This window comes from Micrococcus sp. TCR-5 (genome assembly GCF_052220525.1).
In the GTDB taxonomy this organism is placed as follows: Bacteria; Actinomycetota; Actinomycetes; order Actinomycetales; family Micrococcaceae; genus Micrococcus; species Micrococcus luteus.
The window spans coordinates 86,938-112,709 of sequence record NZ_JBQPDO010000005.1; the positions used below are offsets into that span (position 1 = coordinate 86,938).

Annotated in this window: 22 protein-coding genes and 3 tRNA genes; 11 read left to right on the forward strand and 14 right to left on the reverse strand. The window is 73.1% G+C overall.

From position 1 onward, the window contains the following. Position 1: 1 nt before the first annotated feature. Together ACTSKS_RS04575 and ACTSKS_RS04580 are read right to left on the reverse strand one after the other, a co-directional pair. Positions 2-562 (reverse strand): tripartite tricarboxylate transporter TctB family protein, encoded by a 561-nt coding sequence (locus ACTSKS_RS04575; RefSeq protein WP_002858209.1) that lies wholly within the window; start codon positions 560-562, stop codon positions 2-4. Beyond that, a complete protein-coding gene (locus ACTSKS_RS04580) occupies positions 559-1,566 on the reverse strand; it encodes a tripartite tricarboxylate transporter substrate binding protein (RefSeq protein WP_442927323.1) in 1,008 nt (335 codons plus the stop codon). Before ACTSKS_RS04580 ends, ACTSKS_RS04575 begins: the two co-directional genes overlap by 4 nt. A gap of 176 nt (positions 1,567-1,742) precedes the next feature. Between ACTSKS_RS04580 and ACTSKS_RS04585 the strand changes: the two genes are divergently transcribed. Continuing rightward, positions 1,743-2,093: a universal stress protein gene (locus ACTSKS_RS04585; protein WP_041103511.1), complete on the forward strand. Its 351-nt coding sequence runs from the start codon at positions 1,743-1,745 to the stop codon at positions 2,091-2,093. Positions 2,094-2,268: 175 nt separating this feature from the next. On the opposite strand, the gene ACTSKS_RS04590 is transcribed toward ACTSKS_RS04585, so the two are convergent. Next, a tRNA-Leu gene (locus ACTSKS_RS04590) sits at positions 2,269-2,352 on the reverse strand. Positions 2,353-2,602: 250 nt separating this feature from the next. Between ACTSKS_RS04590 and ACTSKS_RS04595 the strand changes: the two genes are divergently transcribed. The 7 genes from ACTSKS_RS04595 to pknB are packed head-to-tail and all read left to right on the forward strand — an operon-like array spanning position 2,603 to position 13,049. Continuing rightward, positions 2,603-3,520 (forward strand): FhaA domain-containing protein, encoded by a 918-nt coding sequence (locus tag ACTSKS_RS04595; protein WP_095695170.1) that lies wholly within the window; start codon positions 2,603-2,605, stop codon positions 3,518-3,520. Then, on the forward strand, positions 3,517-4,077 hold the full coding sequence (locus ACTSKS_RS04600; RefSeq protein ID WP_002858202.1) for an FHA domain-containing protein FhaB/FipA: 561 nt from the start codon (positions 3,517-3,519) through the stop codon (positions 4,075-4,077). The genes ACTSKS_RS04595 and ACTSKS_RS04600 overlap by 4 nt, the downstream gene beginning before the upstream one ends. Before the next feature lie 3 nt (positions 4,078-4,080). Then, on the forward strand, positions 4,081-5,796 hold the full coding sequence (locus tag ACTSKS_RS04605) for a PP2C family protein-serine/threonine phosphatase (RefSeq protein WP_049146851.1): 1,716 nt from the start codon (positions 4,081-4,083) through the stop codon (positions 5,794-5,796). After that, positions 5,793-7,217: an FtsW/RodA/SpoVE family cell cycle protein gene (locus ACTSKS_RS04610; protein ID WP_036314455.1), complete on the forward strand. Its 1,425-nt coding sequence runs from the start codon at positions 5,793-5,795 to the stop codon at positions 7,215-7,217. Before ACTSKS_RS04605 ends, ACTSKS_RS04610 begins: the two co-directional genes overlap by 4 nt. Then, positions 7,214-8,659 (forward strand): peptidoglycan D,D-transpeptidase FtsI family protein, encoded by a 1,446-nt coding sequence (locus ACTSKS_RS04615; RefSeq protein ID WP_036384638.1) that lies wholly within the window; start codon positions 7,214-7,216, stop codon positions 8,657-8,659. Before ACTSKS_RS04610 ends, ACTSKS_RS04615 begins: the two co-directional genes overlap by 4 nt. Continuing rightward, a complete protein-coding gene (locus tag ACTSKS_RS04620; RefSeq protein ID WP_442927324.1) occupies positions 8,656-10,740 on the forward strand; it encodes a protein kinase domain-containing protein in 2,085 nt (694 codons plus the stop codon). The genes ACTSKS_RS04615 and ACTSKS_RS04620 overlap by 4 nt, the downstream gene beginning before the upstream one ends. 32 nt (positions 10,741-10,772) lie before the next feature. After that, positions 10,773-13,049: a Stk1 family PASTA domain-containing Ser/Thr kinase gene (pknB, locus tag ACTSKS_RS04625; RefSeq protein WP_144918968.1), complete on the forward strand. Its 2,277-nt coding sequence runs from the start codon at positions 10,773-10,775 to the stop codon at positions 13,047-13,049. A 45-nt stretch (positions 13,050-13,094) separates the two neighbouring features. Here pknB and ACTSKS_RS04630 read toward each other — a convergent pair whose 3' ends face one another. Further along, positions 13,095-13,748 carry an anthranilate synthase component II gene (locus tag ACTSKS_RS04630; RefSeq protein ID WP_036337278.1) on the reverse strand — a complete coding sequence of 218 codons (654 nt, stop codon included), beginning with the start codon at positions 13,746-13,748 and terminating at the stop codon, positions 13,095-13,097. A gap of 156 nt (positions 13,749-13,904) precedes the next feature. On the opposite strand from ACTSKS_RS04630, the gene ACTSKS_RS04635 reads away from it, so the two are divergent. Then, positions 13,905-14,210, forward strand: a complete 306-nt coding sequence (locus tag ACTSKS_RS04635) for a cell division protein CrgA (protein WP_044659935.1) — start codon at positions 13,905-13,907, stop codon at positions 14,208-14,210. Between the two features lie 167 nt (positions 14,211-14,377). Here the strand turns inward: ACTSKS_RS04635 and ACTSKS_RS04640 are convergent, their stop codons facing one another. Further along, positions 14,378-15,322 carry a rhomboid family intramembrane serine protease gene (locus ACTSKS_RS04640; protein WP_237069402.1) on the reverse strand — a complete coding sequence of 315 codons (945 nt, stop codon included), beginning with the start codon at positions 15,320-15,322 and terminating at the stop codon, positions 14,378-14,380. 11 nt (positions 15,323-15,333) lie between these two features. Beyond that, positions 15,334-15,864, reverse strand: a complete 531-nt coding sequence (locus ACTSKS_RS04645; RefSeq protein WP_010079725.1) for a peptidylprolyl isomerase — start codon at positions 15,862-15,864, stop codon at positions 15,334-15,336. Positions 15,865-16,050: 186 nt separating this feature from the next. Here ACTSKS_RS04645 and ACTSKS_RS04650 point away from each other — a divergent pair, with 186 nt between their 5' ends. Together ACTSKS_RS04650 and ACTSKS_RS04655 are read left to right on the forward strand one after the other, a co-directional pair. Then, entirely contained in the window at positions 16,051-17,286 is a 1,236-nt protein-coding gene (locus ACTSKS_RS04650) for a hypothetical protein (RefSeq protein WP_237069400.1), read from the forward strand. A gap of 216 nt (positions 17,287-17,502) precedes the next feature. Next, positions 17,503-18,150 (forward strand): MBL fold metallo-hydrolase, encoded by a 648-nt coding sequence (locus tag ACTSKS_RS04655; protein WP_144826394.1) that lies wholly within the window; start codon positions 17,503-17,505, stop codon positions 18,148-18,150. Between the two features lie 33 nt (positions 18,151-18,183). Here the strand turns inward: ACTSKS_RS04655 and ACTSKS_RS04660 are convergent, their stop codons facing one another. The 8 genes from ACTSKS_RS04660 to gyrB all read right to left on the reverse strand — a co-directional run bounded on the left by ACTSKS_RS04660 (position 18,184) and on the right by gyrB (position 25,419). After that, on the reverse strand, positions 18,184-18,411 hold the full coding sequence (locus ACTSKS_RS04660) for an amphi-Trp domain-containing protein (RefSeq protein WP_020624434.1): 228 nt from the start codon (positions 18,409-18,411) through the stop codon (positions 18,184-18,186). Between the two features lie 76 nt (positions 18,412-18,487). Beyond that, on the reverse strand, positions 18,488-19,276 hold the full coding sequence (locus tag ACTSKS_RS04665) for a queuosine precursor transporter (protein ID WP_049145006.1): 789 nt from the start codon (positions 19,274-19,276) through the stop codon (positions 18,488-18,490). Between the two features lie 252 nt (positions 19,277-19,528). Further along, positions 19,529-19,601: transfer RNA gene (locus tag ACTSKS_RS04670), tRNA-Ala, on the reverse strand. A gap of 11 nt (positions 19,602-19,612) precedes the next feature. After that, a complete protein-coding gene (locus tag ACTSKS_RS04675; RefSeq protein WP_020624432.1) occupies positions 19,613-19,774 on the reverse strand; it encodes a hypothetical protein in 162 nt (53 codons plus the stop codon). Between the two features lie 58 nt (positions 19,775-19,832). Beyond that, positions 19,833-19,906, reverse strand: a tRNA-Ile gene (locus ACTSKS_RS04680). Between the two features lie 100 nt (positions 19,907-20,006). Next, positions 20,007-20,507, reverse strand: coding sequence for a DUF3566 domain-containing protein (locus tag ACTSKS_RS04685; RefSeq protein ID WP_010079768.1), 501 nt, complete (start codon positions 20,505-20,507; stop codon positions 20,007-20,009). Beyond that, the gene (gene gyrA, locus ACTSKS_RS04690; RefSeq protein WP_237069399.1) at positions 20,504-23,200 is read right to left on the reverse strand and encodes a DNA gyrase subunit A; all 2,697 of its coding nucleotides are present in this window, start codon (positions 23,198-23,200) and stop codon (positions 20,504-20,506) included. Before gyrA ends, ACTSKS_RS04685 begins: the two co-directional genes overlap by 4 nt. 68 nt (positions 23,201-23,268) lie before the next feature. Next, positions 23,269-25,419 carry a DNA topoisomerase (ATP-hydrolyzing) subunit B gene (gene gyrB / locus ACTSKS_RS04695; protein ID WP_036314432.1) on the reverse strand — a complete coding sequence of 717 codons (2,151 nt, stop codon included), beginning with the start codon at positions 25,417-25,419 and terminating at the stop codon, positions 23,269-23,271. Positions 25,420-25,772: the final 353 nt, after the last annotated feature.

Here is a 25,772-nt window from a genome sequence, read left to right on the forward strand (position 1 = left end):
GTCAGAAGCCACCTCCCAGGATGCCCGAGGGCAGGGTCAGGCCCAGGGCCACCGCGAAGCCGAGGTAGGCCAGCGAGGAGACGAACAGGGCGACGAGGATGTCGAACACGGGGTGCGGGGCGCCGAACGCGCGGGTGACGCACCAGAACAGCAGCGCCCCGGCGAGGATCCACCCCAGCCAGGGCAGCAGGACGGCGAACGCGAGGAAGCCGAGGAAGCACCAGGCCAGCGCGCCGAAGTCCGAGTGGAACAGGGTCAGCGGGCCGGCCGCCTGGCCGACCTCGCCGTCCGCGTCGGCCTGACCCTCGGGGGCCTGGCGCACGCGCACGACCTCCACTGCGAGCGCGGCGGCGATCACGAGGCCCGCGACCGCGAGGATCAGCGGGAAGAAGTCCGGGCCGGGGAAGTCGGCGCCGTCGGTGTCCATGGCCAGGGATCCCAGCAGCAGGTAGAGGCTGAACGCGGCCAGCACGGCCGGCATGACGAGCGCGGAGAGCCCGGCGGCGCGTCCCCAGCGGGAGGGGGCGTCGGCGGCGGGGGGGACGGTGGATGCGTGGCTCACTTGATCTCCTCCGTCAGCGTGCCGATGCGCTCCTTCTCGGCGGCGATGAACTCCTCGAGTTCGGCGCCGGAGAGGGGCACGGGGTTCCAGTAGTTGCGCTGCACCGCTTCCTTCCACTCGGGGGTGTCGACCGCCTCGGCGATGAGGGCCTCGAGCTCGGTGCGCTCCTCCGCGGAGACGCCCGGGGGCACGAACAGGGCGCGCCAGTTGGTGAGCGTGACGTCGTAGCCCTGGGAGCTCAGGGTCGGGATCTCCTCGACGCCGGCCAGCGGCTCGGCCGCCACCACGCCGAGGGCGCGCAGTCGGCCGGCCTCGACCTGCGGGTAGATGTCCGCGAAGCCGCCGGCGGAGGCCTGGGCGGTGCCGTTGAGCAGGGCCTGGATGGCCTCACCGCCGCCGTCGGACGGGATGTAGGTGGTGTCCGCGACCGGCACGTCGGCCGTGCGGGCGATGTCCGCCATGACGAGCTGGTCGAAGGAGCCGCCGCCGGTCCACGCCACGTGGGCGGGATCGGCGCGCCAGGCGGTCACCAGGTCGTCCATGCTCTGGTACGGCGAGTCCGCCGGGACCACCACGAGGCTGTACTCCTCGACGACGCGGCTGACCGCGGTGACCTGGGAGAGCTCGGGGCCGGTGCCACGGGCCGCGTGGGCGGCGATCTGGCCGGTGCCGCCCACCATGAGGTTGTTCGCGTCCTCGAGCGTGGTCAGCTGACCGAGGGCGATGTTGCCGCCGGCGCCGGGGATGTTGACCACCTGGACGTTGTTCACGAGCCCGTTGACGCGCATGGTCTGCTGCAGCTCGCGCTGGAACGAGTCCCAGCCGCCGCCGGCGGCCGCGGGGGCGATGAGGGTCAGGTTGGTGCGGATGTCGTTCCCTCCCGAAGCCGAGCGGATGGAGAAGGCGGAGGCCGCGAGCACGGTGAGCACCGCGATCACGCTGAAGACGATCCGGCCGATCCCCGTGCGTCGGCGCGGGGGGCCGTCGGGGGAGGTGGAGGGCATGGCGGTTCCTAACAGAGACACCCCGCCGCCAGGGAGTGGCGCCGGGGACAGGTGCGAGTGGTGGAGGTCACGGTAACAGCGCGGCGGGGCCGCGCGCGCTCTGCGTCCGCAGAGTGACCGACGACAACCGGTCCGGGTGGTGACGGGGGCCGCGTCCATGACGCACAGTGGTCCCCATGACGATCATCAGCACCGGAACCAGCACCCCCGAGAGCGCCGCGGCCTGGCGGGCCGCTCTGGCCGAGGCAGCCCTGCGCGGAGAGGACGTGGTCTGGTTCTCCCTCGACGGGACCGAGCCGGACGAGGCGGAGGCGCGCGAGGCCGGCGTCGTCGCGTCCGTGGCGCACGCCCAGGAGCGCGGCCGGGACGCCGTCGGCGACCTGCTCGAGCACGCCGAGCGCGTGGGCGCGAGCCGGATCGTGGTGGGCGTGAAGCACCGCTCCCCCGTGGGCAAGCTGCTGCTGGGATCGGCCGCGCAGCAGATCATCCTCGAGGCGCGCGTCCCGGTGGTGTGCGTCAAGCCGTGAGGGCCGGCGTCGGGCGCGCGGCCCCGCACCCGGCCCACCCCGCGGCGTTTGGGGGCGGTTTCGGGCGGTATTCGGCGTGGATACCGCCCGAAACCGCCCTCAAACGGTGAGTGGGGACCAGCCCGGGAACGCCGAAGGCCCCGGAACCGTGTGGTTCCGGGGCCTTCGTCCTCGGTGCGCGAGGGGGGACTTGAACCCCCACGTCCTTGCGAACACTGGCACCTGAAGCCAGCGCGTCTACCAATTCCGCCACTCGCGCGAGCGGCTTCCTGCTCTCAGCCCCGGACATCCGGCGACCGTCACAGGCAGCGAGGAATACTCTAACCCCCGCTCGCCCGGGCGCGCAAATCGGCCCCGACGCCCGCCCCCGCGTCCCCACCACCCCCGCGGCTCGCCCCCTCCGGCACCTCTCCCACCCGCGTTCCACCCGGCAGGATCCCGCTGTTCTCGGCGGTCTCCCAGCCCGGCCCGTAGTATCGGGACGGACAACTGTGGAAAGGGGCCCCGTCGTGGGACTTCTGGACAACCTCGAACGCGGCCTCGAGCGGGTCGTGCGCTCGGCCTTCTCGGCCGGCGGTCCGCGGGCGGTCAAGCCGGTGGAGATCGCCTCGGCCCTGCGGCAGGCGATGGACGACGAGTCTCTCGCCCTGTCGGAGGGCCACACGGTCGCGCCCAACAGCTACGTGGTCCACTTCTCCCCCGCCGACTTCGAACGCGCCCGCTCGTGGGGGTCCACCCTCGCCAGCGAGCTGTGCGATGAGGTCATCCGCCACGCCGACTCCCAGGGCTATGCGCTGCCCGGCACGGTCCGGGTCGCCTTCCACCCGGACGCGGACGTGCGCGCCGGGGACCTGCGCGTGGTCACCCGCCTGGACGACGGCTCGCTCACCGCCCCGGCCCCCCACGACGACGGCGCCTCGCCCGCCACCGCCCACGGCCCGGGAGCCTCCGCCGCGGCGCCGGACCGACTGGTCGAGGACCTGCCGGCGGCCGCGCCCCGTGAGCCCTCCCCCGCCCCGCGCGTCGGACCCCGTCCGGCGCCCCGCCGGGCCGCCGCCCCGGCCGCGCCCGCCGCCCCCTCCCACGCCGACCAGCCGACCGTCGTGATGGGCCGCCCCGTGACCGAGCCCGCCGGCCCGGCCCTCGAGCTGGACGGCCGCATGCTCCCCCTGGACGGGGACGACCTGATCCTCGGCCGCTCGGCCGAGCGTGCCGACCTCGTGATCCCGGACTCCTCGGTGTCCCGCGAGCACCTGCGCCTGCTCACCGTCGGCTCCACGGTCACGCTCCTGGACCTGGGCAGCCGCAACGGCGTGCTCGTCAACGGCCGCCGCGTGGACGGCTCCGTCACCCTGCGCGACGGGGACGTGGTGACCGTCGGCCAGACCGAGCTGCTGTTCTTCGGCGGGACGGGGGGCCGCGCATGAGCGAGCTCGCCGTCGCCGTGCTCCGCATGGGCCTGCTGCTGGCCCTGTGGGTGCTGATCATCTCCATCGTCATGGCGCAGGGCCGCGACCTCGTGGTCGGCCGGCGCAACAAGACGCGCCTCCAGCAGGCCCAGCGCGACGCCGGCCTGGTCACCGCGGCGCCCGCGGCCGGGGTCGCCGGGGCGGGCTCGTCCGCGGTCGACCGACCCGCGCCCGCGTCGACGCCGGCCCCCGCCGCGTCCGCGCCGACGACGCCGGCCCCGCGGCTGTCCCGGACCCTGCGGGTGGTCGAGGGCCCGAAGGCCGGGCAGACCATCGCCCTGGAGGGCCGTCCCCTGCTGATGGGCCGCGCCCAGGACGCCGACCTGGTGCTCGTGGACGACTACGCCTCCGGCCGCCACGCCCGGCTGTTCCCGCAGGGCACCCGCTGGTTCCTCGAGGACCTCGGCTCCACGAACGGCACCTACGTGAACGGCGCCCCCGTCACCCGCGCGCTGCCCGTGGGCCCCGGCACGGCCATCCGCATCGGCAAGACCGTCATGGAGCTCGAGGCCTGACCCATGACCCTCGTCCTCCGCTACGCCGCCCGCTCCGACGTCGGCCGCGTCCGTGCCAAGAACGACGACTCCGCCTACGTGGGCCGTCATCTGGCCGTGCTCGCGGACGGCATGGGCGGGCACGTGGGCGGCGACGTGGCAAGCGCGTCCACGGTGCTGGATCTGGCCCCGCTGGATGCGGTGGGCTACGAGGACCCGGCCACGGTGCTGCCGGACGAGATCCAGAACGCCAACCTGATCCTCAACGAGCTGGTGCACGCCAACCCCAAGCTCGCCGGCATGGGCACCACGTGCACCGCCGGCCTGCTCGCGGGGACCACGCTGCACATCGCGCACATCGGCGACTCCCGTGCCTACCGGCTCGCGGACGGCGAGTTCTCCCAGGTCACCACGGACCACACGTTCGTGCAGAAGCTCGTGGACGAGGGGCGCCTCGAGGCCGGGGAGGCCCCGTTCCACCCGAACAAGAACGTGCTCATGCGCGTGCTCGGCGACGTGGACGCCTCCCCCGAGCTGGACGTGTTCGAGGTGCCCGTCGCCCCCGGAGAACGGTGGCTGTTCTGCTCGGACGGCCTCACGGACGTGGTCCCCCCCGAGAAGATCCACGAGGTGCTGCGGGACTCGGAGGCTCTCAACCAGGCCGTCGACACCCTCGTGGACCTCACCCTCAAGGGCGGCGCCCCGGACAACGTCACCGTGGTGGCGTTCGAGATCGCGGAGGGCACGGCGGAGGAGCTGGCCCCCGTCCCGGACGTCCACCTGTCCGAGCAGGCCCTCGCCGCCGCCCACCCGCCCGAGGTCGGCCCGGTCTCCGGCCTGCTGCTGCGCGAGGACCTGGACGCACGGCCTCACCTGCTCGTCGGCGCGGCCTCCAACGCCGTGAAGACCGATCGCATCCCCGTGGTCACCCGCAGCTCCACGCGCCGCCGTGCCGCCGCCCTGCTCGGCGAGACGCCCGTGCCGGAGAACCGTCCCCGGCGCACCGCGGCCGTCCTCACGGACGGGCCGGATCCCGCCGCCGCCCCGCGCCCGGACGCCTCCGTCCCGCCCGCCGCGCAGAGCGGCACCGCTGCCGCCGCCGGCTCCTCCTCCGCCGCCACACCGGCCGCCACCGCTGCCGACCACCCGTCCGACGAGGCCGCCGAGCCGATGACCACGGCCCCCACCCCGGCCCCGGCGACCGCCGGGCCCGCCGGCGGCCCCGAGGACGGGGCCGCGCGTCGGCGGCGTGGAAAGGACGACCGCCCGGTGCAGTACCGCCGCGGCTGGTTCATCCCCGTGTTCACCACGCTGCTCGCCCTCACCCTCGCGGCCGTGGCCGTGTGGGGCTACCTGTGGACCCAGACGCAGTACTACGTGGGGGCCAACGACGGCCGGATCGCCGTGTTCAAGGGCGTCTCCCAGCGGCTGGGCCCGCTCGAGCTGTCCCACGTGGACCGCCAGACCGACCTCCCGGTGGACGCGCTGCCCGCGTACGCACGCGACCGCGTGAACGCCGGCATGCCCGCCCGGGACGTGGACCACGCGGAGCAGATCGTCGCCGAGCTGCGCGACTCGCTGCACCCGAACGCCCCCGCCCCCGCCGGTGAGCCCTCCGAGCGGGCCCGGCCGAGCACGACGCCGTCGTCGTCCTCCGCCCGCCCCTCGGACGCGTCCGGCTCCACCGCGCCGACGAGCCCGGCGTCGTCCCCGAGCGCGACGGGAGGTGAGGCCCCGTGACCGAGGTGATCTCCCCCGCACGCCCGCGCCGGAACATCGAACTGGTCCTGCTGCTGGCCGCCCTGGCCATCGCCCTGGGGGCGGACCTGCTGGGCATGATCGGCACGGACGCCCCGCTGGACTCCACCGCCTGGGTGCCGCTGGGCGTCTTCGGCGCCGCCACCCTCGTGCTGCACGTGGTCCTGCGGCTGCGGGCCCCCTACGCGGACCCGTTCATGCTGCCGATCACCGCCCTGCTCAACGGGCTGGGCCTGGCCATGATCCACCGGCTGAGCCAGGACGCCGCGATGGCCAACCCCACCTCGCAGCTCGTGTGGTCCGTCCTGGCCGTCCTGGTGGCCTCCGCCCTGGTGTTCCTGGTGCGCGACCACCGGGTGCTGCGGCGCTGGCCCTACCTGTTCCTCGCCGCGTCCGGCGTGCTGCTGCTCCTGCCGCTCGTGCCCGGGCTGGGCCTGAGCATGTACGGGGCGCGGATCTGGATCGACGTCGGATTCGGCACCTTCCAGCCCGGCGAGATCGCCAAGATCACGCTGGCCATCTTCTTCGCCGGCTACCTCTCCGCGAACCGCGACCTGATCCTGCTGGCCGGCCGCCGTGTGGGCCCGGTGACCTTCCCCCGAGCCCGGGACCTCGGCCCGTTGCTGGCCGGCTGGCTCCTGGCGCTCGGCGTGCTCGTGTTCCAGCGCGACCTGGGCTCGGCCCTGCTGTTCTTCGGCATGTTCATGGCGATGCTCTACATCGCCACGTCCCGCGCCTCCTGGATCCTCCTCGGCCTGGGCCTGATCGCCTTCGGCGCGGCGCTGGCGTTCCTGTTCATGCCGCACGTGACCGCCAGGTTCGAGATCTGGCTGAGGGCCTTCGACCCCGAGATCTACCATCGCGACTTCGGCGGCTCCTACCAGGTGGTCCAGGGCCTGTTCGCGATGGCCTCAGGCGGGCTGATGGGCACCGGCCTGGGCGCGGGCAACCCCACCCAGGTGCCGCTGTCCTTCTCGGACATGATCCTCACGGCCATCGGCGAGGAGCTCGGCTTCGTGGGCCTGGCCGCCGTGCTCGTCCTGTACCTCCTGCTCGTCACCCGCATGATGCGCGCCGCCCTCGGCGTGCGCGACGCGTTCGGCAAGGTGCTCGCCTCCGGCCTGGCCTTCACCATGGCGTGGCAGGTGTTCGTGGTGATGGGCGGCGTGACCCTCGTGCTGCCGCTCACCGGCCTCACGACGCCGTTCCTCGCCGCCGGCGGCTCGTCGCTGCTGGCCAACTGGATCATCGTGGGGCTCGTGCTGCGCATCTCGAACGCCGCCCGCCGTCCCGTGGTCGTGGACGGGATGGTCAACGCGTCCGGGCCCGGCGCCGGCCACCTCGACCCCGGCACGGCGCTCCCGGCGGCGGCCGTGCCCCCGGGAGGAGGTGAGGAGCGGTGAACGAGGCGATCCGACGCACGTGGACCGTCATGGCGGCCATGATCCTGGTGCTCGCGCTGGCCGCGTCCGTCATCCAGGTGCTGGCCGCGGACCAGCTCAAGACGCACGCCCTGAACTCGCGGCAGATGTTCCTGGAGTTCGGCGCCCCGCGCGGGCCGATCCTCGTGGACGGCGAGCCGATCGCCGAGTCCGTCCCCTCCGACGACGCGTACCACTACCAGCGCGTCTACCACGAGCCCGAGCTGTACGCCCCGCTCACAGGCTTCTATTCGCTCACCTACGGCACCGACGGGCTGGAGGCGGCCATGAACGAGCAGCTCTCCGGCACCCCCACGTCCCAGTTCGTGGACCGCGCCATGGAGATCATCACGGGTGCCACGCCTGAGGGCGACCAGGTGGAGCTGACGATCGACCCCGAGCTGCAGCGCCTGGCGTACGACGCGCTCCCGGACGGCGTGCGCGCCTCCGCCGTGGTCACGGACCCGACGACAGGCGAGATCCTGGCCATGGTGTCGAAGCCGAGCTTCGACTCCAACGCGCTCTCCTCGCACAGCCCGGCCGAGGCGCAGGCGGCCATGGCCGCGATCGACCAGATCCCCGGTGCCAGCGCGTACCGCAACCGCGCCGCGGAGCAGCTCGTGTCCCCCGGCTCCACGTTCAAGCTGATCGACGCGGTGGCCATGCTCGAGTCCGGTGACTACACCCCGGACGGGACGGTGGACATCCCCGCCGCGTGGACGCTGCCCGGCACGACCACGGAGCTGCCCAATTACGACGGCTCACCGTGCAACACCGTGGGGCGTCAGACCCTCACGTGGGCGCTGGCGCAGTCCTGCAACACGCCGTTCGCCATGGCCGCCGTCGAGCTGGGCCAGGACCGGATCCGGGAGGTCGCCGAGCGGTTCGGCTTCAACGACTCCTTCGACTACCCGCTGCCCGTGACCGGCTCCGTGTTCCCCTCCGACCTGGACGACGCCGCGCTGGCGCAGTCCTCGATCGGCCAGCGGGACGTGCAGGCCACCGCGCTGCAGATGGCTATGGTGGCCGCCGGCATCGCGAACGACGGCGTGGTCATGGAGCCGCAGCTGATCAAGGCGGTCCGCCGTTCGGACCTCACCACGGTGCAGGAGTTCAGCCCCCGTGAGCGCGGCCGGGCCACGACCCCCGAGGTGGCCGGGCAGGTCTCGGACATGATGGTCTCGGCGGTGGAGGACGGCATCCTGGGATCCGTGCAGTCGGACACGGTGCGGATCGCGGCGAAGTCGGGCACGGCCGAGGTCGGGGACACGGGCAACGTGCACTCCTGGATCACCGGCTTCGACGCGAGCGAGAACCCCCGGGCGGCCGTGACGATCGTGGTGGAGGACGAGCCGCCGGGGGTTGGACATCAGACAGTCGTCAGTGGCATGAAGGCAATCATGGAAGCGGTGGTCACGGAATGAGGCCGACATCGGGCATCACCCTCGGCGGCAGGTACCAGTTGACCGATCGCATCGCGATCGGCGGCATGGGTGAGGTGTGGAAGGCGCGGGACAAGGTCCTGGGCCGGATCACCGCCGTGAAGATCCTCAAGGAGGAGTACACAGGTGACCCCAACTTCCTGCGCCGCTTCCGGGCGGAGGCCCAGCACACGGCGCTGCTGAACCACCCCGGCGTCGCCAACGTCTACGACTACGGCGAGGAGAAGGGCTCCGCCTACCTCGTCATGGAGCTCGTGCCGGGCCAGCCGCTGTCCTCCATCCTCGAGAAGGAGAAGGTGCTCTCCCCCGAGCGGACCCTGCGGATCATCGCGCAGACGGCGGCCGCGCTCTCGGCGGCCCACGCCCAGGGGCTCGTGCACCGCGACGTCAAGCCCGGCAACCTCATGATCACGCCCACCGGCCGGGTGAAGGTGACGGACTTCGGCATCGCGCGCCTGGCGGACCAGGTCCCGCTCACGGCCACCGGCCAGGTGATGGGCACCGCCCAGTACCTCGCGCCCGAGCAGGCCACGGGGCAGCAAGCCACCGGCTCCTCCGACCTCTACTCGCTGGGCATCATCGGCTACGAGGCCCTCGCCGGGCATCGCCCGTTCACGGGCGAGTCCCAGATCGCGATCGCCCTCGCCCAGGTCAACGACACCCCGCCGCCCCTGCCGGACACCGTCCCGGCCCCGGTGCGCGCCCTGATCATGTGCATGCTCTCGAAGGACCCCAAGGAGCGGCCCTCGGACGCGACCGCGCTCTCGGAGGCCGCCGACGCGCTGCGTCGCAAGGACACCCGCGGCGCGGTGGAGGCCGTGCCCGGCCTGGCCGCCTTCCTCGAGGAGCAGGGCGTGGCCGACCCCTCGGGCGCCGAGACCGCCCCCCTGGACTACGACGGCATGCGCACCACCCATCCCCGCGCCGAGGGCACCCGGACGGACGGCTTCCCCGCCACCGCGGCGCTGCCGGTGACCGCGGCCCAGCCCCGCACCGACGACGACGCCCGCGGCCCCGGCGCCGCCGGTGCGGCGGCCGTGGGCGCGGCCGGTGTGGCCGGCGCCGCCGCGAGCGCGAGCACGCGCGACCACGAGATCGCCGCCGTGCGTGATCAGCAGACCCGCCCGGGCGACGTCGTGGACCCGGGCCCGCCCGCCGGGGGCGGCTCCGCACCCGCCCGCCGGCGACGCGCCAACCGCTGGCCGCTGTGGGCGCTGCTCGGGCTCGTGGTGTTCGCCCTGCTGGGGGCCCTGCTGTGGCCGCTGCTCACGGGTGGCCGCGGCGTCGGCGGCTCGGCGCCGGCGACCTCGCAGGAGGAGTCGTCCGTGCACGTGGACCCGGAGGCGTACAAGGGTCGCCCCGTGAGCGAGGTGCGCACCGAGCTCGAGGGCCTCGGCCTGGCGGTGCGCGAGGAGGACCGCGACGCGCAGAGCCCGCAGGGCACCGTCGAGGAGATCAACCCCGTGGGGGCGCTGCGGCGCGGTGAGACCGTCACGCTGGCCGTCTCCACCGGGGAGGGCGTCATCCCGGAGGGCCTCGTGGGCCAGCCCGTGGAGAGCGCGATCCAGACGCTGCGCGACCGCGGCTTCACCGTGGACCGGGTGGACGACCCGTCCGCCGACGGCGCCGACGGCGAGGTGGTGCGCGTGGTGCCCGGCGAGGGCGAGCGACACCGCTATGACACGCACGTGCAGCTGATCGTGGCCACCGGCGGGTCCGACGCCGCGCCGACCCGCGAGGCGTCCCAGCCCGCCTCGGAGCCGGAGCCCAGCGCGTCGGAGGAGCCGAGCACCGGGCCGAGCCCGTCGGCCTCGGACGAGCCCAGCCCGTCCCCCACCGCCGAATCCCCGACGGCCACCGCCGACCCGGAGCCCATGCCGGAGCCGACCGAGGAGCCGACGACACCCACGGGGGATCCGACGACGGAGTCCTCCGGCGAGTCCACGGCGCCGACGGGCCAGCCCACCACCGACCCGTCCGCTGACGCGCGCGGCGCGGAGGCCTCCTCCGCCGACGCGCGTGGCGCGCAGGCCTCGTCCGCCGACGCCACGCCCTCCGCTTGAGCGGCGGGCGGGACGGGCACGCGGACGTGTCTGTGGATGAGCAGAGGATCCTGAACGGGCGGTACCGGATCGGTGAGCTGATCGGGCGCGGCGGCATGGCGGACGTCTTCCGCGGCGAGGACCTGCGGCTGCACCGCCCGGTGGCGGTCAAGCTGATGCGCCGGGACCTGGCGCGCGATCCGCACTTCCAGGCGCGCTTCCGCAAGGAGGCACGCTCGGCGGCCTCCCTGAACCACCCCTCGATCGTCTCCGTGTACGACACGGGCGAGGTCTCCCTCGAGGACGGCCTCCATCCGGTGGACTGCCCGTTCCTGGTGATGGAGCTCGTCTCCGGCCGGACGCTGCGGGAGATCCTGCACGCCGAGGGCGCCGTGGGCACGGACCGTGCCGTGGCCTGGACCCGGGGCGTGCTGGAAGCGCTCGAGCACGCGCACGAGGAGGGCATCGTCCACCGCGATGTGAAGCCCGCGAACGTCATGGTCACGGAGACGGGCGCCGTGAAGGTGATGGACTTCGGGATCGCCCATGCGCTGGCCGACACCTCCGCCACCACGTCGCAGACCCAGGCCGTGGTGGGCACGGCCCTCTACCTGGCCCCGGAGCAGGCGACGGGCCGCACCGTGGACGGCCGCGCCGACCTCTACGCGGCCGGCTGCCTGCTGTTCGAGCTGCTCACGGGCCGACCCCCCTTCACGGGTGACACGCCGCTGGCCGTGGCCTACCAGCACGTGCGCGAGGAGCCGCCGGCACCCTCCGACGTCGACCCCGACCTGCCGCCCGCGTTCGACCCCGTGGTGCTGCGCGCCCTGCGCAAGGATCCGGAGGACCGGTTCCCCACGGGCGCCGCGTTCCTCGCGGCCCTCGAGGAGGCCGCCGCGGATCCGCACGCCGGCCCCGGCCGTCACACCCCGCCGCTCGATGCCGTCCCTCCCGCCCTCGTCGGCGCGGTGCTGGGCGCCGCGGCCGCGGAGCACGGGGCCGATGTGCCGACGGCCGCGGTCCCGCTGACCCGGCCGACGCCCTCCGTCCCGGCCGAGCCGGACGCCGCACAGCCCCAGGCGGCGAACCATGCCGTGGCGGGTGCGGGACTGCTCGGCGCCGCCTCCGCCGCGCAGCTTGCCGCCGCCGCCGCCATGGACGGCCCCCGCCCGGTGACGGTCGGCCAGCCGGTGATGCCCGGTGCGGTCGCGACGCCCCGGCCCGAACCGCAAGGGGACACGCCGGCGCCAGCGACGGCCACGCACCGTCGCGTCCGCCGGCGCCTCCGCCGGCGCACGCTCCTGGCGGCCGGCGCGGTCCTGATCGCGCTGGCCCTGGTCCTGGCGCCGTGGCTCGCGGCGGCTCTGCCCACCACCGCGGAGGTGCCCGCGGTGGTGGGGCTGCAGCAGGACGAGGCGGTCGCGGCGCTCGAGGACGCAGGTCTGGTGGCCGTCGTCTCGTCCGCGTACATGGCCGACGCCCCGGACGGGACCGTCACCCAGAGCGACCCGCCGACGGGCACGGAGGTGCCCCGCGGGGCCGAGGTGCGGATCCGGGTGTCCCGCGGCGAGGAGGGCATCGCGCTGTCCGACTCCCTGCACGGGCTGTCCGAGGACGCGGCCCGCCGCGAGCTGGAACGGCTGGGCCTGCGTGTCTCCTCCGTGCAGTACCAGGACGACGGCCGACTCGAACGCGGGCTGCTCGCCCGCACCGACCCCGCGATGGGCACGCACGTGCCGCCCGGCTCCTCCGTGGTGCTGCACCTGTCCAGCGGCATGGTCGACGTGCCGGATGTGGTGGGGATGAGCGCTCCGGACGCGCGGCGTCAGCTGGCGCTGAGCGCCCCCGAGCTGCGCGTGCGGATCCAGGACGAGGACGGCGCGACCACGGACACCGGAACGGTCGTGGCCCAGGATCCGCCCGCCGGCGTCCGCGTGGACAACCGTTCCTCCCTGACCCTGACGGCGTCCTCATGGATCGCGCCCACGGCCGAGCCCTCCGAGCCGGCGCCGCCGTCCAGCGAGGCGCCCGAGCCCACGCCGTCGGCGTCCGCGTCACCGAGCCCCCCGCCGTCGGAGAGCCCCGAGCCCTCCGCGAGCGCGGAACCCTCGCCCTCGCCGTCCGCCTCGGCCACGCCCAGCCCCGAGCCGACGACGACCGCGACGCCGTCACCGACGCAGAGCCCGGCGCCGACGTCGGCGGCCCCGTCGACCTCGTCGGAGCCGACCGGGCAGTCGCCGAGCACCTCGTCCACCGCGACGCCGGTGGACCCGCTGCCGACGCTGACGCCGGAGCCCGAGCCCTCGATCGATCCGCCGCCGTCCACCTGAGCGGACGGGGCGCCGTCGGACCCGCGAACCGGGCCCCGGGGCCGGTCAGTCCTGGCGGACGAGGGGCGAGAGCCGGCCGCCGCGCTCGGCGGCCCCGGAGAGCCCCACGGACTCGAGCCAGTTGCCGAGCATCCGGTAGCCGCCCTCGGTGAGCACGGACTCGGGGTGGAACTGCACGCCCCACAGGGGCGCGGTGCGGTGGGCCAGTCCCATCACGACGCCGTCCTCGGTCTCGGCGGTGATCTCCAGGACCGCCTCGTCCACGGTGGGCCGCACGGCGGCCAGCGAGTGGTAGCGGGTGGCGGTGAACGGCGAGGGGACGCCCTCGAACATGGGGTGCTCGCCGCGGCGGACCAGAGACGTCTTGCCGTGCATGAGGGATTCCGCGTGCGTCACGGTGGCGCCGAACGCCTCCGCGATGGCCTGGTGCCCCAGGCACACCCCGAAGAGCGGACGGCCGCCGTCGGCGGCGGAGCGGATGAGGTCGAGGGAGACACCGGCGTCGGCGGGCGCGCCCGGCCCGGGCGAGATGAGCACCGCCGTGTGCTCGGCCGCGAGCTCGAGGGCGCGGGCGGGGGTGACCTCGTCGTTGCGGATCACGGTGGTGCGGGCCCCGAGCTGCTCGAGGTAGCCCACCAGGGTGTAGACGAAGCTGTCGTAGTTGTCGACGACGAGGACGGAGACCTCGGGGCTCTGCACGGGGGCGCTCTTTCCTCCCCGCCGCGTGGGAGCGGGGTGCATAGACTGGCCGGGCACGTCGCTGACCCCGGTCCTGGGCAGGTCAGCAGGATACCGTCCCCGCCCCGGTCCCCGCCGGTGGGGGCGCCCACCACCCCCCACCCGAGGAGAAGACCCGTGGCAGCACCCGCCGGCAAGCGCAAGGACTCGGCCCGTCGGAAGCGCGAGGAGCTCGAGGCCGCGCGCCGCAGCCGCTCCGCCGTGCGGACGGACCTCGGGGACGTGGACCCGGGTCCGAAGCCCCTCTCCCCCGGGTACAAGGCCGTGATGTTCGGCCTGCTGATCCTCGGCCTGCTCTGGATCATCGTCTACTACCTGACCCAGGGCCTCTTCCCGATCGTGCAGATCGGCGGCTGGAACATCCTCGTGGGCTTCGGCATCGCGCTCGTCGGGTTCCTCATGATGTCCCGCTGGAGCGAATGACACGCGTGTAGTTCTCCACAGCGGTGGACAACCCTGTGGATGGCCGATCCGCACGATCCCGCCCGGAGACGAGTTGTCCCCGGAGTTGTCCACAGGTGTGGACACCCCTGTGGGAAGAAGTGCACACCCGCCTGTGGAGAACTCCGGGGACGGTCGGGGACGACGGCCTAGCCGAGCAGGCCTGCCACCGTGACCCGGGCGGCGCCGAGCACCGTGAGCGCCGCCAGCGCCGCCGCCACGACCACGAGGCCGGCCGCCTGGGCGCCCACGGACGGCACGCGCGCGCGGCCGGGCCGCAGCCCGCCGGCCAGGGAGAACACGACGGCGACGACGGCGCCCGTCAGCAGCCCGCCCACGTGCACCTGCCAGGCCACCCCGGGCAGCAGGAACGAGAACACGAGGTTCAGGCCGATCAGCACGGCGATCGAGCGCACCTGCCCGCCCCGCACCCGGGTGAGCAGGAACAGGGCCGCGAACATGCCGTACACGGCGCCGGACGCCCCGACGACGGGCTGCAGCGGGTCCGAGACCCACAGTGCGAACACCGCGCCGCCCACGGCGGAGAGCACGTAGAGGGCGAGGAACCGCCACCAGCCCAGCGCGGGCTCGAGCACGCGCCCGATCACCCACAGCGCGAGCATGTTCAGCAGCAGGTGCGTGGGGCCGGAGACGTCGTGCACGAGCGCGTAGGAGGCCATCCGCCACGGCTCCATGCCGTACGGGGACGTGTAGAGCCCGGCGTACCAGAGCGCCTCGGTCACACCGGACGCCTGATCCCGGGTCATCCACTGCGCCGTATAGACCACCGTCGTGACCGCCAGCAGGATCCAAGTGACGGGCGAGGCGGTGAAGCCCGTCCGCCGTCGGGCCGGGACCGTCGCGGCGGCGCCGGCGGCGGGGGACGGCGTCGGAGCGGGGCCGGCCACGACGCCGGACGCACAGTCCACGCAGACCGGTCCGGCCGCGGAGCCGGGACGCTGGCAGTCGAGGCACGCGGGGCGCCGGCAGACGGCGCAGCGCACATACGCGGCACGGCCCGGATGCCGCGGGCACACCGGGGGTGTGCCGTCCGCGGAGTCCGGGCCGTGCGGGTCAGAGGGGGTGGTGCTCACCGAGGGGCTGCTCAGGCCTCGTCGATGTCGATGGACTCGATGACGACGTCCTCGAGCGGGCGGTCACGGGGATCGGTGGCGACGGCGTTGAGCTCGTCCACGACCTTCTGGGAGGCCTCGTCCTTCACCTCGCCGAAGATGGTGTGCTTGCCGTTGAGCCAGCCGGTGGGCACGGAGGTGATGAAGAACTGCGAGCCGTTGGTGCCGGGGCCGGCGTTGGCCATGGCCAGCAGGTAGGGACGGTCGAACTGCAGCTCGGGGTGGATCTCGTCGCCGAACTGGTAGCCGGGGCCGCCGATGCCCATGCCGAGCGGGTCGCCGCCCTGGATCATGAAGTCCTTGATGATGCGGTGGAACACGGTGCCGGAGTACAGCGGGGCGCCGTTGTTCTTCTCACCGGTCTGCGGGTGGGTCCACTCCTGCTCGCCGGTGGCGAGGCCCACGAAGTTCTTCACGGTCTTCGGGGCGTGGTTGCCGAACAGCTCGACGACGATGTCGCCGTGGTTCGTGTGGATGGTCGCGGTGTGCGTCTTGTTCGCCATGGGCCCCATTGTTCCATCCGCGGCGGCGGGCCGTCCGGATCCCGCCGTCCGGGGTCGGGATCTTCCGCGATCGGCGTACGCACTCCCGGCGTGCCGGGACCCGTGCCACGGCGGGGGTCGGCCACTAGGCTGGGCCTCGAGGACCACCGCGTTCAACGACCATCCAGAACTCACGGGAGGCATCACATGGCCCGCAAGACCCTGCACGACGAGATCCAGCACGACGGCGGCGCGAACGCGTTCGTCGCACGCCAGGCGGAGAACCTGCGCCACTGGGCCGCCCCGAAGGTGGAGTCCACCCGCGCCTGGAGCGAGGTGGCCGCGGCCTACGGGCTGATCGGCGGCTCCGCCGCGGCCGAGGAGGGCCGCCGCAAGGCCCAGGACGCCAAGAAGGAGTACGGCCCCGTGGTCGAGCGCGGGGCGCGGAAGGCCGGTGAGGCCGTCGCGCACCAGTACGGGCTGCTGGCCCCCGCCGTCGCCAAGGGCGTGGACACCGTCCAGGACTTCCTCGAGCACCTGCAGGCCCAGGCGCAGGACGCCGGCCACGAGGTGCAGCAGCAGTTCGCCGCGGCGCGCAAGGACGCCGAGAAGGCCGCGAAGAAGGGCCGCCGTCGTGGGGGCCGCAAGGCCACGCAGGTGCGCCGGGACGGCCGCCAGGCCGCCAAGGGCCTGCGCAAGGACGCGAAGAGGGCCGCCAAGGGCGCCCGCAAGGACGCGCAGCGGTCCGCCGCCCTGTTCAGCGACCGCGCCGGCCAGGCCAAGGACGCCGCCGCCGCGGGCGGCCTGACCCTCGCCGGCCTCCTCGCCACGGGTCTGTCCGCGCTGCAGGAGCAGGGCGGGAAGGTGGCCCCGCAGGTGCAGGCCCGCCTGGCCGACGCCGGCGACTACGCCCAGCGCCGCAAGGAGGAGGTCCTCCCCGTGGCCGCCGCCCGCCTGGCCGACGGCGCCGCGCACGCCCGCAAGACCGCCCACGACGTCGAGGTCCCGGACGCCCTGGAGCAGGCCCTGATCAAGCTCACCGGGGACAAGGCGATCGTGCAGCGCCTGCGCCAGGGCGCCGAGCAGTACGCCGGCGCCGCCGAGAAGGACCTGAACCGTGCCGCCGGTCGCCGGGCCTCCCGCTCGGGCGGCCGCGCCTGGATCGTCGCGGGCATGGCGGCCGCCGCCGCCGGCGCCGGCTTCGCCCTGTGGCGCCTGACCAAGCCGGTGCAGGATCCGTGGACCGCCCCGGTGCCGGGCCCGATCACCGCGAACATCCCGGTGGTGGAGGCCAACAACCCCTACGCCCAGCAGCAGAAGGTCGTGGCCGAGGCCGGCTCGGCCGCGGCGGGTCAGGGCGTGCGGGTGGACACCGCCACGCCGGACCCGGTGGCCGCCGCCAACGCGAAGGTGCTGGGCGTCCAGCCCGGGCAGCAGCGCTGACCCGCTCCCCCGCGCTCTGAGCGCGCCGCGGACGGCGACCGGCCCGCGCATCCTCGGCAGGACCGAGGGGGCGCGGGCCGGCGCGCGTCCGGGCGCAGGTCGGGGCGGGAGCCGGTGGGCCGCCGTCGAACGGGGCGCGGGCCTTGTCCACCGCCGGGAGCGCGCGGGAGGCTGGGAGCGCCCGGGATCCCGACGCCGGGCGGAGGAGTGATCTGCATGAGCACGACCCTGACCCTCTTCGGCCACTCGGCCGTCCGCCTCGAGAAGGCCGGTCGGCGCCTCGCGTTCGACCCCGGCGCGTTCAGCGACGCGGCGGTGCTGGACGGCGCGGATGCCGTCCTCGTGACGCACGGCCACCCGGACCACGTGGTCCCCGAGCAGCTGGCCAGGGCCGTGGCCGGCACGGAGGCGCACGTGTGGGCGCCACGGGATCTGACGGGGCCGCTAGCGGAGGCGGGGCTCGACGCCGGGCACGTGCACACGGCCGTGCCCGGGGAGACGTTCGAGGCCGCCGGCTTCCGGGTGGAGGTGCTCGGCGGGGAGCACGCGGTGATCCACGCCGAGGTGCCGCGCCCGGTCAACGTGTCCTACCTCGTGGACGGGGCCGTGCTGCACCCGGGCGACTCGTTCACGGTGCCGGACGCCGACGTCGAGGTGCTCCTGCTGCCCGCCGCGGCGCCGTGGCTGCGCATCGCGGACGTGGTGGACCAGATGCGGGCCATCGCGGCGACGCACACCCGCCCCATCCACGACGGCATCCTCAGCGAGGACGGCAAGGGCGTGGTGGATCGGGTGCTCTCGGGTCTCGCCGAGGGCGTGACCGACTACCGGCGCCTGGCCCCCGGGGAGCTCTGGACGTTCTGAGGCACGGGGAGGCAGCGGCCGCCCCGGGGCCGGTCACCAGCTGAGGGTGATCTCCAGCTCGGCGTCGCCGCCGTCCTCGACCTCGAGCTCCACCTCGAGGCCCACGCGGTCCGGGACGGTGACGACGACGTCGCGGCCGCCGTGCTCGACCCGCACCTCGTTCTGCCGGGAGAGCTGGTCGGCGAGGTCGCGTAGGCGTGCGGCGGCCTGCTCACGGCTGAGGGTCTGCTGCTGCTCGTGCTCGAAGAGGTCCTTGCCCATGGCACCGACGGTAGCCGGTGGGCGGGGTGCGCGCGACGGACGGGCCCCGGCGCGGCCGCGCCGGGGCCCGTGCGGGTCAGCGGGACGCGGCCGGGGCGAGGGCGGGATCGTCGTCGCGGTGGATCTCGAAGCCGGGTGCCCGGTAGGTGGGCTCCCGGCGCTTGAGGGCGCGGATGACGAGCAGGGTCACCGGCACGATGAGGATCTCCACGAGAGTCTTGTACGCGAAGCCGGTCACCGTGTAGTTCGCCAGTTCCAGCAGCGAGATGGTGCCGGCGTAGGCGATGGTGCAGAAGATCAGGGTGTCGAAGAACTGGCCGACCACGGTCGAGAGGATGAGCCGGAACGCCACGTGCCGTTCCCTCATGCGCTCCTTGAGGCGGACCACGATGGACGCGTTGAGCAGGGAGCCCACGAGGAACGCGACGAAGCCGGCCACGGTGATCCGCAGCATGGGCGCGAGGGCCTGGTCCCACACCTCGAAGCCCTCGACGGGCGTGGTCCAGGAGACCACTGTGTAGGTGAGGGCGGCGAGCACGAGCATCGCGAAGCCGAGGACGATGGCGCGGCGGGCCCGGCGCCAGCCGTACACCTCGGCGAGGATGTCGCCGACGATGTACGCGAACGGGAACAGGAAGGCGCCGCCGTCGAAGATGAGGGGGCCGCCGTCGTAGAAGAGGTCCGAGATGACCGGGACGGTGGGGCCGTAGAAGAGCTTGGCCGCGGTGACGCCGGAGAGGATCAGGAGGGCGATGAAGACGCCCACGAAGATGTCGTAGTAGCTCGCGGGCACCCGGGCGTAGGCCGGAGTGCCCTGCCCAGAGGCGGGTCGGTCGGGGGACGGGGTGTCGATGGTGGTGTTCACCGGACCATCCAACACCACGCACGACGACGGCGGGCACGGTGGGCGGGTCCGGCGGCGGGGGTTCGGGGCAGGCCATCCCCGTCCCTCCGTGGGCAGAAACGCCCTCTCTTCTGCCCACGGGGCCCGAAGTCCTGCGGTTTGTGCCCCAGGAGCCCCCGGGTCGCCGGTTTCTGCCCACGGTGCCGGCGCCGGCGGCCACCCTGGGCATACGAAAGGGCCCGGGAGTCTCACGACTCCCGGGCCCTTCTTCGGTGGAGGCAAGGGGACTCGAACCCCTAACCCCCTGCTTGCAAAGCAGGTGCGCTACCAATTGCGCCATGCCCCCGTGAGGACCGGTCAGTCCTCCGGTGCCGGCTCGACGCCGTCGGCGTCCTCCGGCAGGTCGTCCGTGGCCGTGGCCCAGACGTCCTTCCCCGCACTGTTCTCCCGCCAGAGACGCGCCCCATAGGCGGCTGCCGCGGCGCTGACCACGAGGGCCACGCGTGCCAGTCGACCCATGGGAAGACCTCCGGAGACGAACGGAGCCCCAGCGGACCGGGGCTCTGTGTGGTGGGAGTGGGCGTACCAAGACTTGAACTTGGGACCTCTTCGTTATCAGCGAAGCGCTCTAACCGCCTGAGCTATACGCCCTCACCGTCGCTCACGGCTGACGCCGTTCACAACAGGAGATGACTGTACAGGAACGCCGACGCCCCGCGCAAATCCGCGCGGGGCGTCGTCGAGGGTCTGCTCAGTCGTCCGTCAGCGTGACGCCGAGGCCGCCCACGAGGCTCGCGCAGAGGTTGTAGAGCAGCGCGGCCACGGTGGCCAGGGCGGTCAGCAGGATGACGTTGACCACGGCCAGCACGGTGGCCAGCGAGGTCACGGTGCTCAGCGGGGCCAGGGACGCCACGGTGTAGCGCCCGGCCTCGGAGCCGAGCACGGTGCCGATCACGTCGTTGACCCTGTCGAAGATCCCGAGGACGTCGGACAGCGAGTACAGCGCCACCGCCGCCACCACCGTGAGGATGCCCAGCGCCACCGAGAGCAGGAACGCCAGCTTCAGCACGGACCACGGGTCCACCCGGGTCAGCACCAGGCGGGCGCGGCGCACCTTGGCCTTCGGGACGGCGCGGACCAGGTCCTCCTGCGAGGACCCGCTGGCCTTGCGCACCGGGCGGCCGGACCGCGGCTCGGCGGCCTTCCCGGTGCTCCGTCCCTGGCCGGGACGCGACGACGCGGACGTGCTCACTGCTCTCCTCCGTCTGCACCCTCACCGGCGTCCTGCGTCAGGGCGTCCTCCGGTGCGGCTACGGGGTCGGTCGGGTCGATGTCTGCGTCCAAGGGTACATCCGGCCCCGCCTCGGCCTCGGCGTCCGCCTTCGCCTCCATCTCCTGCTCGTTGTTCAGGGTGACGGCGACGATCCGGTCCCGCTTGTCCGGCTTGGCGAAGATCACGCCCATCGTGTCGCGGCCCTTGGCCGGCACACCGGCGACGGCGGAGCGCACCACCTTGCCCGAGGCCATCACCACGAGGACCTCCTGGTCCTCGCGCACCACGAGACCGCCGGCGAGCTCGCCGCGGTCGTCCACGAGCTTGGCGACCTTGATGCCGAGGCCGCCGCGGTTCTGCGGGCGGTACTCGTCCACGTGGGTGCGCTTGGCGAAGCCGCCGTCCGTGACGGTGAAGACGTAGCCGTCCTCCTCCACCACGTCCATCGTCAGCAGGGAGTCGTCGTCGCGGAACTTCATGCCGGTCACGCCCGAGGTCGCACGGCCCATGGGACGCAGCGCCTCGTCCGTGGCGGTGAACCGCAGGGACTGGCCCTTGTGCGAGATCAGGATGAGGTCGTCGTCGGGCGAGACCACGCGGGCCGAGACCAGCTCGTCCCCCTCGCGCAGCTTGATGGCGATCAGGCCGGCGGTGCGGTTCGTGTCGTAGTCCAGCAGCGGCGTCTTCTTCACGAGGCCGCCGCGCGTGGCGAGCACGAGGTACGGGGCTCGGCCGTAGTCCACGAGCGGCTGGATCTGGGCGATCCGCTCGTCCGGCTGGAACGCGAGCAGGTTGGCCACGTGCTGGCCCTTCGCGTCGCGGCCGGCCTCGAGCAGCTCGTACGTCTTGATGCGGTACACGCGGCCGAAGTTCGTGAAGAACAGCAGCCAGTGGTGCGTGGACACGGTGAGGAAGTGCTCGACGACGTCGTCGCCGCGCAGCGTCGCCCCCCGCACGCCCTTGCCGCCGCGCGCCTGGGACCGGTACTGGTCGATCCGGGTGCGCTTGACGTAGCCGCCGCGGGTGATGGAGACGACCATCTCCTCCTCGGGGATCAGGTCCTCGATGGACATGTCCCCGTCGAAGCCGGCGATGATCTCGGTGCGGCGGTCGTCGCCGTGCTTGGCCACGATCTCGGCGAGCTCCTCGGAGATGACCTCGCGCTGACGCTGCGGGGACTCCAGGATCCGGTTGTACTCGGCGATCTTCGCCATGAGGTCGTCGTACTCGTCCTGGATCTTCTGGGACTCCAGGGCGGCGAGCTGGCGCAGCTGCATCTGCAGGATGGCCTGGGCCTGGACGTCGTCGATGTCCAGGAGCTCCTTGAGAGCCTCGCGGGCCACCTCCGCCGAGGCCGAACGGCGGATGGTCGCGATGACCTCGTCCAGCATGTCCAGGGCCTTGAGCAGGCCGCGCAGGATGTGCGCGCGCTCCTCGGCCTTGCGCTTGCGGAACGCGGTGCGACGCACGATCACGTCGATCTGGTGCTTCACCCAGTGGTGCACGAAGCCGTCCAGGGACAGGGTGCGCGGCACGCCGTCCACGAGCGCGAGCATGTTGGCCGAGAAGTTCGACTGCAGCTCGGTGTGCTTGTAGAGGTTGTTCAGCACCACCTTGGCGACGGCGTCGCGCTTGAGCACGATCACCAGGCGCTGGCCGGTGCGGCCGGAGGTCTCGTCGCGCATGTCCGCGATGCCGTTGATCTTGCCGTCCCGCACCATCTCCGCGATCTTCGCGGCGAGGTTGTCCGGGTTGGTCATGTAGGGCAGCTCGGTGACCACGAGGCACGTGCGGCCCTGGATCTCCTCCACGTTGACCACGGCGCGCATGGTGATGGGGCCGCGGCCGGTCCGGTAGACCTCCTCGATGCCCTTGCGGCCCAGGACCTGGGCGCCCGTGGGGAAGTCGGGGCCGTGCACGCGGGCCAGGAGCGCCTCGAGCAGCTCCTCGCGGGTGGCCTCGGGGTGCTCGAGATACCACTGCACGCCCGCGGCCACCTCGCGCATGTTGTGCGGCGGGATGTTCGTGGCCATGCCGACGGCGATGCCCGAGGAGCCGTTGACCAGCAGGTTCGGATACCGGGCGGGCAGGACGACGGGCTCCTGCTGCTTGCCGTCGTAGTTGTCCTGCATGTCGACGGTGTCCTCGTCGATGTCCCGGACCATCTCCATGGCCAGCGGGGCCATCTTGGTCTCGGTGTAGCGCTGGGCGGCCGCGCCGTCGTTGCCCGGGGAGCCGAAGTTGCCCTGGCCGAGCGCCAGCGGGTAGCGCTGGACCCAGTCCTGGATGAGGCGCACGAGGGCGTCGTAGATCGCGGTGTCGCCGTGCGGGTGGTAGTTGCCCATCACGTCGCCCACCACGCGGGCGGACTTGTTGAACGCACGGTCCGGGCGGTAGCCGCCGTCGTACATCGCGTAGAGCACGCGACGGTGCACGGGCTTGAGGCCGTCGCGCACGTCCGGCAGCGCGCGGCCGACGATCACGGCCATCGCGTAGTCCAGGTACGAGCGCTTCATCTCCGACTCGAGGTCGACGGGCTCGACCTTGTCGGCGGCGCCCTCGGGGAGCACGTAGTGCTCGACCTCGATGTCCAGGCCGGTCTGGCCGGTCTGCGGGGTCGGGGCGCCCTCGACGGGCTCGTCCGGGGTCTGGGGGGTGGTCTCGTCGCTCACGCGGGTCCTCTCGTGCTCCCCGCGACGGCGGGGAGGATGGTCGGCTCAGGCAGGTCTGCGGGTCCGGCTCAGACGTCCAGGAAGCGGATGTCCTTGGCGTTCTGCTGGATGAAGGTGCGGCGGGACTCCACGTCCTCGCCCATGAGCATGGAGAAGACGGCGTCCGCGGCGGCGGCGTCCTCCATGGTCACCTGCAGCAGGGTGCGGTGCTCCGGGTCCATGGTGGTGTCCCACAGCTCCTGGTAGTTCATCTCGCCCAGGCCCTTGTAGCGCTGCACCCCGTTGTCCTTGGGGTAGCGCCAGCCCTTGGCCAGGCCGGCCTCGACGGCGGCGTCGCGCTCCTCGTCCGAGAACACGTAGTCGTGCGGGGCGTTGGACCACTTGATGCGGTACAGCGGCGGCTGCGCGAGGAACACGTGGCCGGCCTCGATGAGCGGGCGCATGTACCGGAACAGGACGGTCAGCAGCAGCGTGGTGATGTGCTGGCCGTCCACGTCCGCATCCGCCATGAGCACGATCTTGTGGTACCGCAGCTTGGAGATGTCGAACTCCTCGCCGATGTTGGTGCCGAACGCCGTGATCATCGACTGGATCTCGGCGTTGCCGAGGGCCTTGTCCAGGCGGGCGCGCTCCACGTTCAGGATCTTGCCGCGCAGCGGCAGGATGGCCTGCGTCTCCGGGTTGCGGCCCTGCTTGGCCGAGCCGCCGGCGGAGTCGCCCTCCACGATGTACACCTCGCAGCGCTCGGGGTCCTTCGAGGAGCAGTCGGCCAGCTTGCCGGGCATGCCGAAGGACTCCAGCGGGGACTTGCGGCGCGCGTTGTCCCGGGCCTTGCGGGCGGCCAGGCGGGCGTGCGAGGCCATGATGGCCTTGCGGATGATCTCCTTGGCCGGGCCCGGATTGCGCTCGAACCAGTCGCCGAGGTGGTCCGTGACCGCCTTGGACACGAACCCGCGGGCCTCGGAGTTGCCGAGCTTGGTCTTGGTCTGGCCCTCGAACTGCGGCTCGGAGAGCTTCACGGAGATCACGGCGGTCAGGCCCTCGCGGATGTCCTCGCCCGTGAGGTTGTCCTCCTTGGGCTTGAGGATCTCCTTCTCCCGCGCGTAGCGGTTGACCAGGGAGGTCAGCGCGGCGCGGAAGCCCTCCTCGTGGGTGCCGCCCTCGTGGGTGTTGATCGTGTTCGCGTAGGTGTGCACGGACTCCGAGTAGGCGGAGGTCCACTGCATGGCCACCTCGACGGCCATGGAGCGACCGTCCGAGACGTCCTCGGCCTCGAAGGCGATGACGTCGTCGTGGACGTACTCGACCTTCTTGGCGGAGTTGAGGTGCTGGACGTAGTCGAGCAGGCCGTTCTCGTACAGGTAGGTGACGGAGCGGCGCTGGGGCTCCTGCTCCGCCTCCTCCGCCAGGCCGTTCTCCGCGACGTCCTCACCGGCGGCGCCCTCGCCCGCGATCTCGTCGTCGACGACCTCGTTGGACTCCTGGACGCGCTCGTCCGTGAGGGTGATGCGCAGGCCCCTGTTGAGGAAGGCCATCTGCTGGAAGCGGGCACGCAGGGTCTCGTAGTCGAACTCGATCGAGTCGAAGATCTCCGGGTCCGGGTAGAACGTCTGCACGGTGCCCGTGGCGTCCGTGGCCTCCCCCTTCACCAGCTCGCCCTGGGGCACGCCGCCGTCCGCGAAGGACATGCGCCACACGTGCCCCTGACGGCGGACCTCGGTGTCCACGCGGCGGGAGAGCGCGTTGACCACGGAGATGCCCACGCCGTGCAGGCCGCCCGAGACGGCGTAGCCGCCGCCGCCGAACTTGCCGCCGGCGTGCAGGATCGTCATGACGACCTCGACGGTCGGCCTCCCCTCGGTGGGGTGCAGGTCCACGGGGATGCCGCGGCCGTCGTCCGCCACGCGCACGCCGCCGTCGGCCTGCAGCGTGACGTCGATGCCGGTGGCGTAGCCGGCCAGCGCCTCGTCCACGGAGTTGTCCACGACCTCGTACACGAGGTGATGCAGGCCCCGCGGGCCGGTGGAGCCGATGTACATGCCGGGGCGCTTGCGGACGGCCTCGAGACCCTCGAGCACGGTGATGGCGCTGGCGCCGTACTCACCGGGCACCTTCCGGTCCTTCACGGGGGTCTCGGGCTGCCCGACGGCGTCCGGCACGGCCTCCGGGTTCGGCGCGGCCGACGCGGCGGTCGGCTCCTCCGCGGGGTTCTCGGGCATGGCGTCAACCACGGGTGGCTCACTTCCTCGGACGTCGGCGGCTGGGTCGACCCGCGCGCAGGCGCGCGACGCCGCCCGGACATAACCGGCACGCGACACGCTCCCGCAGATCCACGGGGGTGGGGGACGGACGACAACCGGCCCCCTTTCACTGGTCCCAGTGTACCGCCTGACACCCCGAGGGCCCGCATCGACGGGGGTCCGCCACGGGAGAACACCCGCTCAGCGGCCAGGGACACGGCTCAGGACGTGCGCAGGAGACCGCCCATGCCTCCCGGGCCGTCCCCGACCCTGTGAGCGCGCCAGAGCGGCGCCCATGGCCTCGCCGCGTCCGGGACGCCGTCGTGCGCCGC

Coding starts and splice junctions, on each gene's coding strand:
- ACTSKS_RS04605 (WP_049146851.1), top strand. CDS start 4,081: ATGACCCTCGTCCTCCGCTACGCCGCCCGCTCCGACGTCGGCCGCGTC.
- ACTSKS_RS04655 (WP_144826394.1), top strand. CDS start 17,503: ATGAGCACGACCCTGACCCTCTTCGGCCACTCGGCCGTCCGCCTCGAG.
- ACTSKS_RS04645 (WP_010079725.1), bottom strand. CDS start 15,864: ATGGCGAACAAGACGCACACCGCGACCATCCACACGAACCACGGCGAC.
- ACTSKS_RS04675 (WP_020624432.1), bottom strand. CDS start 19,774: ATGGGTCGACTGGCACGCGTGGCCCTCGTGGTCAGCGCCGCGGCAGCC.
- ACTSKS_RS04620 (WP_442927324.1), top strand. CDS start 8,656: ATGAGGCCGACATCGGGCATCACCCTCGGCGGCAGGTACCAGTTGACC.
- ACTSKS_RS04600 (WP_002858202.1), top strand. CDS start 3,517: ATGAGCGAGCTCGCCGTCGCCGTGCTCCGCATGGGCCTGCTGCTGGCC.
- ACTSKS_RS04660 (WP_020624434.1), bottom strand. CDS start 18,411: ATGGGCAAGGACCTCTTCGAGCACGAGCAGCAGCAGACCCTCAGCCGT.
- ACTSKS_RS04650 (WP_237069400.1), top strand. CDS start 16,051: ATGGCCCGCAAGACCCTGCACGACGAGATCCAGCACGACGGCGGCGCG.
- gyrB (WP_036314432.1), bottom strand. CDS start 25,419: ATGCCCGAGAACCCCGCGGAGGAGCCGACCGCCGCGTCGGCCGCGCCG.
- ACTSKS_RS04580 (WP_442927323.1), bottom strand. CDS start 1,566: ATGCCCTCCACCTCCCCCGACGGCCCCCCGCGCCGACGCACGGGGATC.
- ACTSKS_RS04585 (WP_041103511.1), top strand. CDS start 1,743: ATGACGATCATCAGCACCGGAACCAGCACCCCCGAGAGCGCCGCGGCC.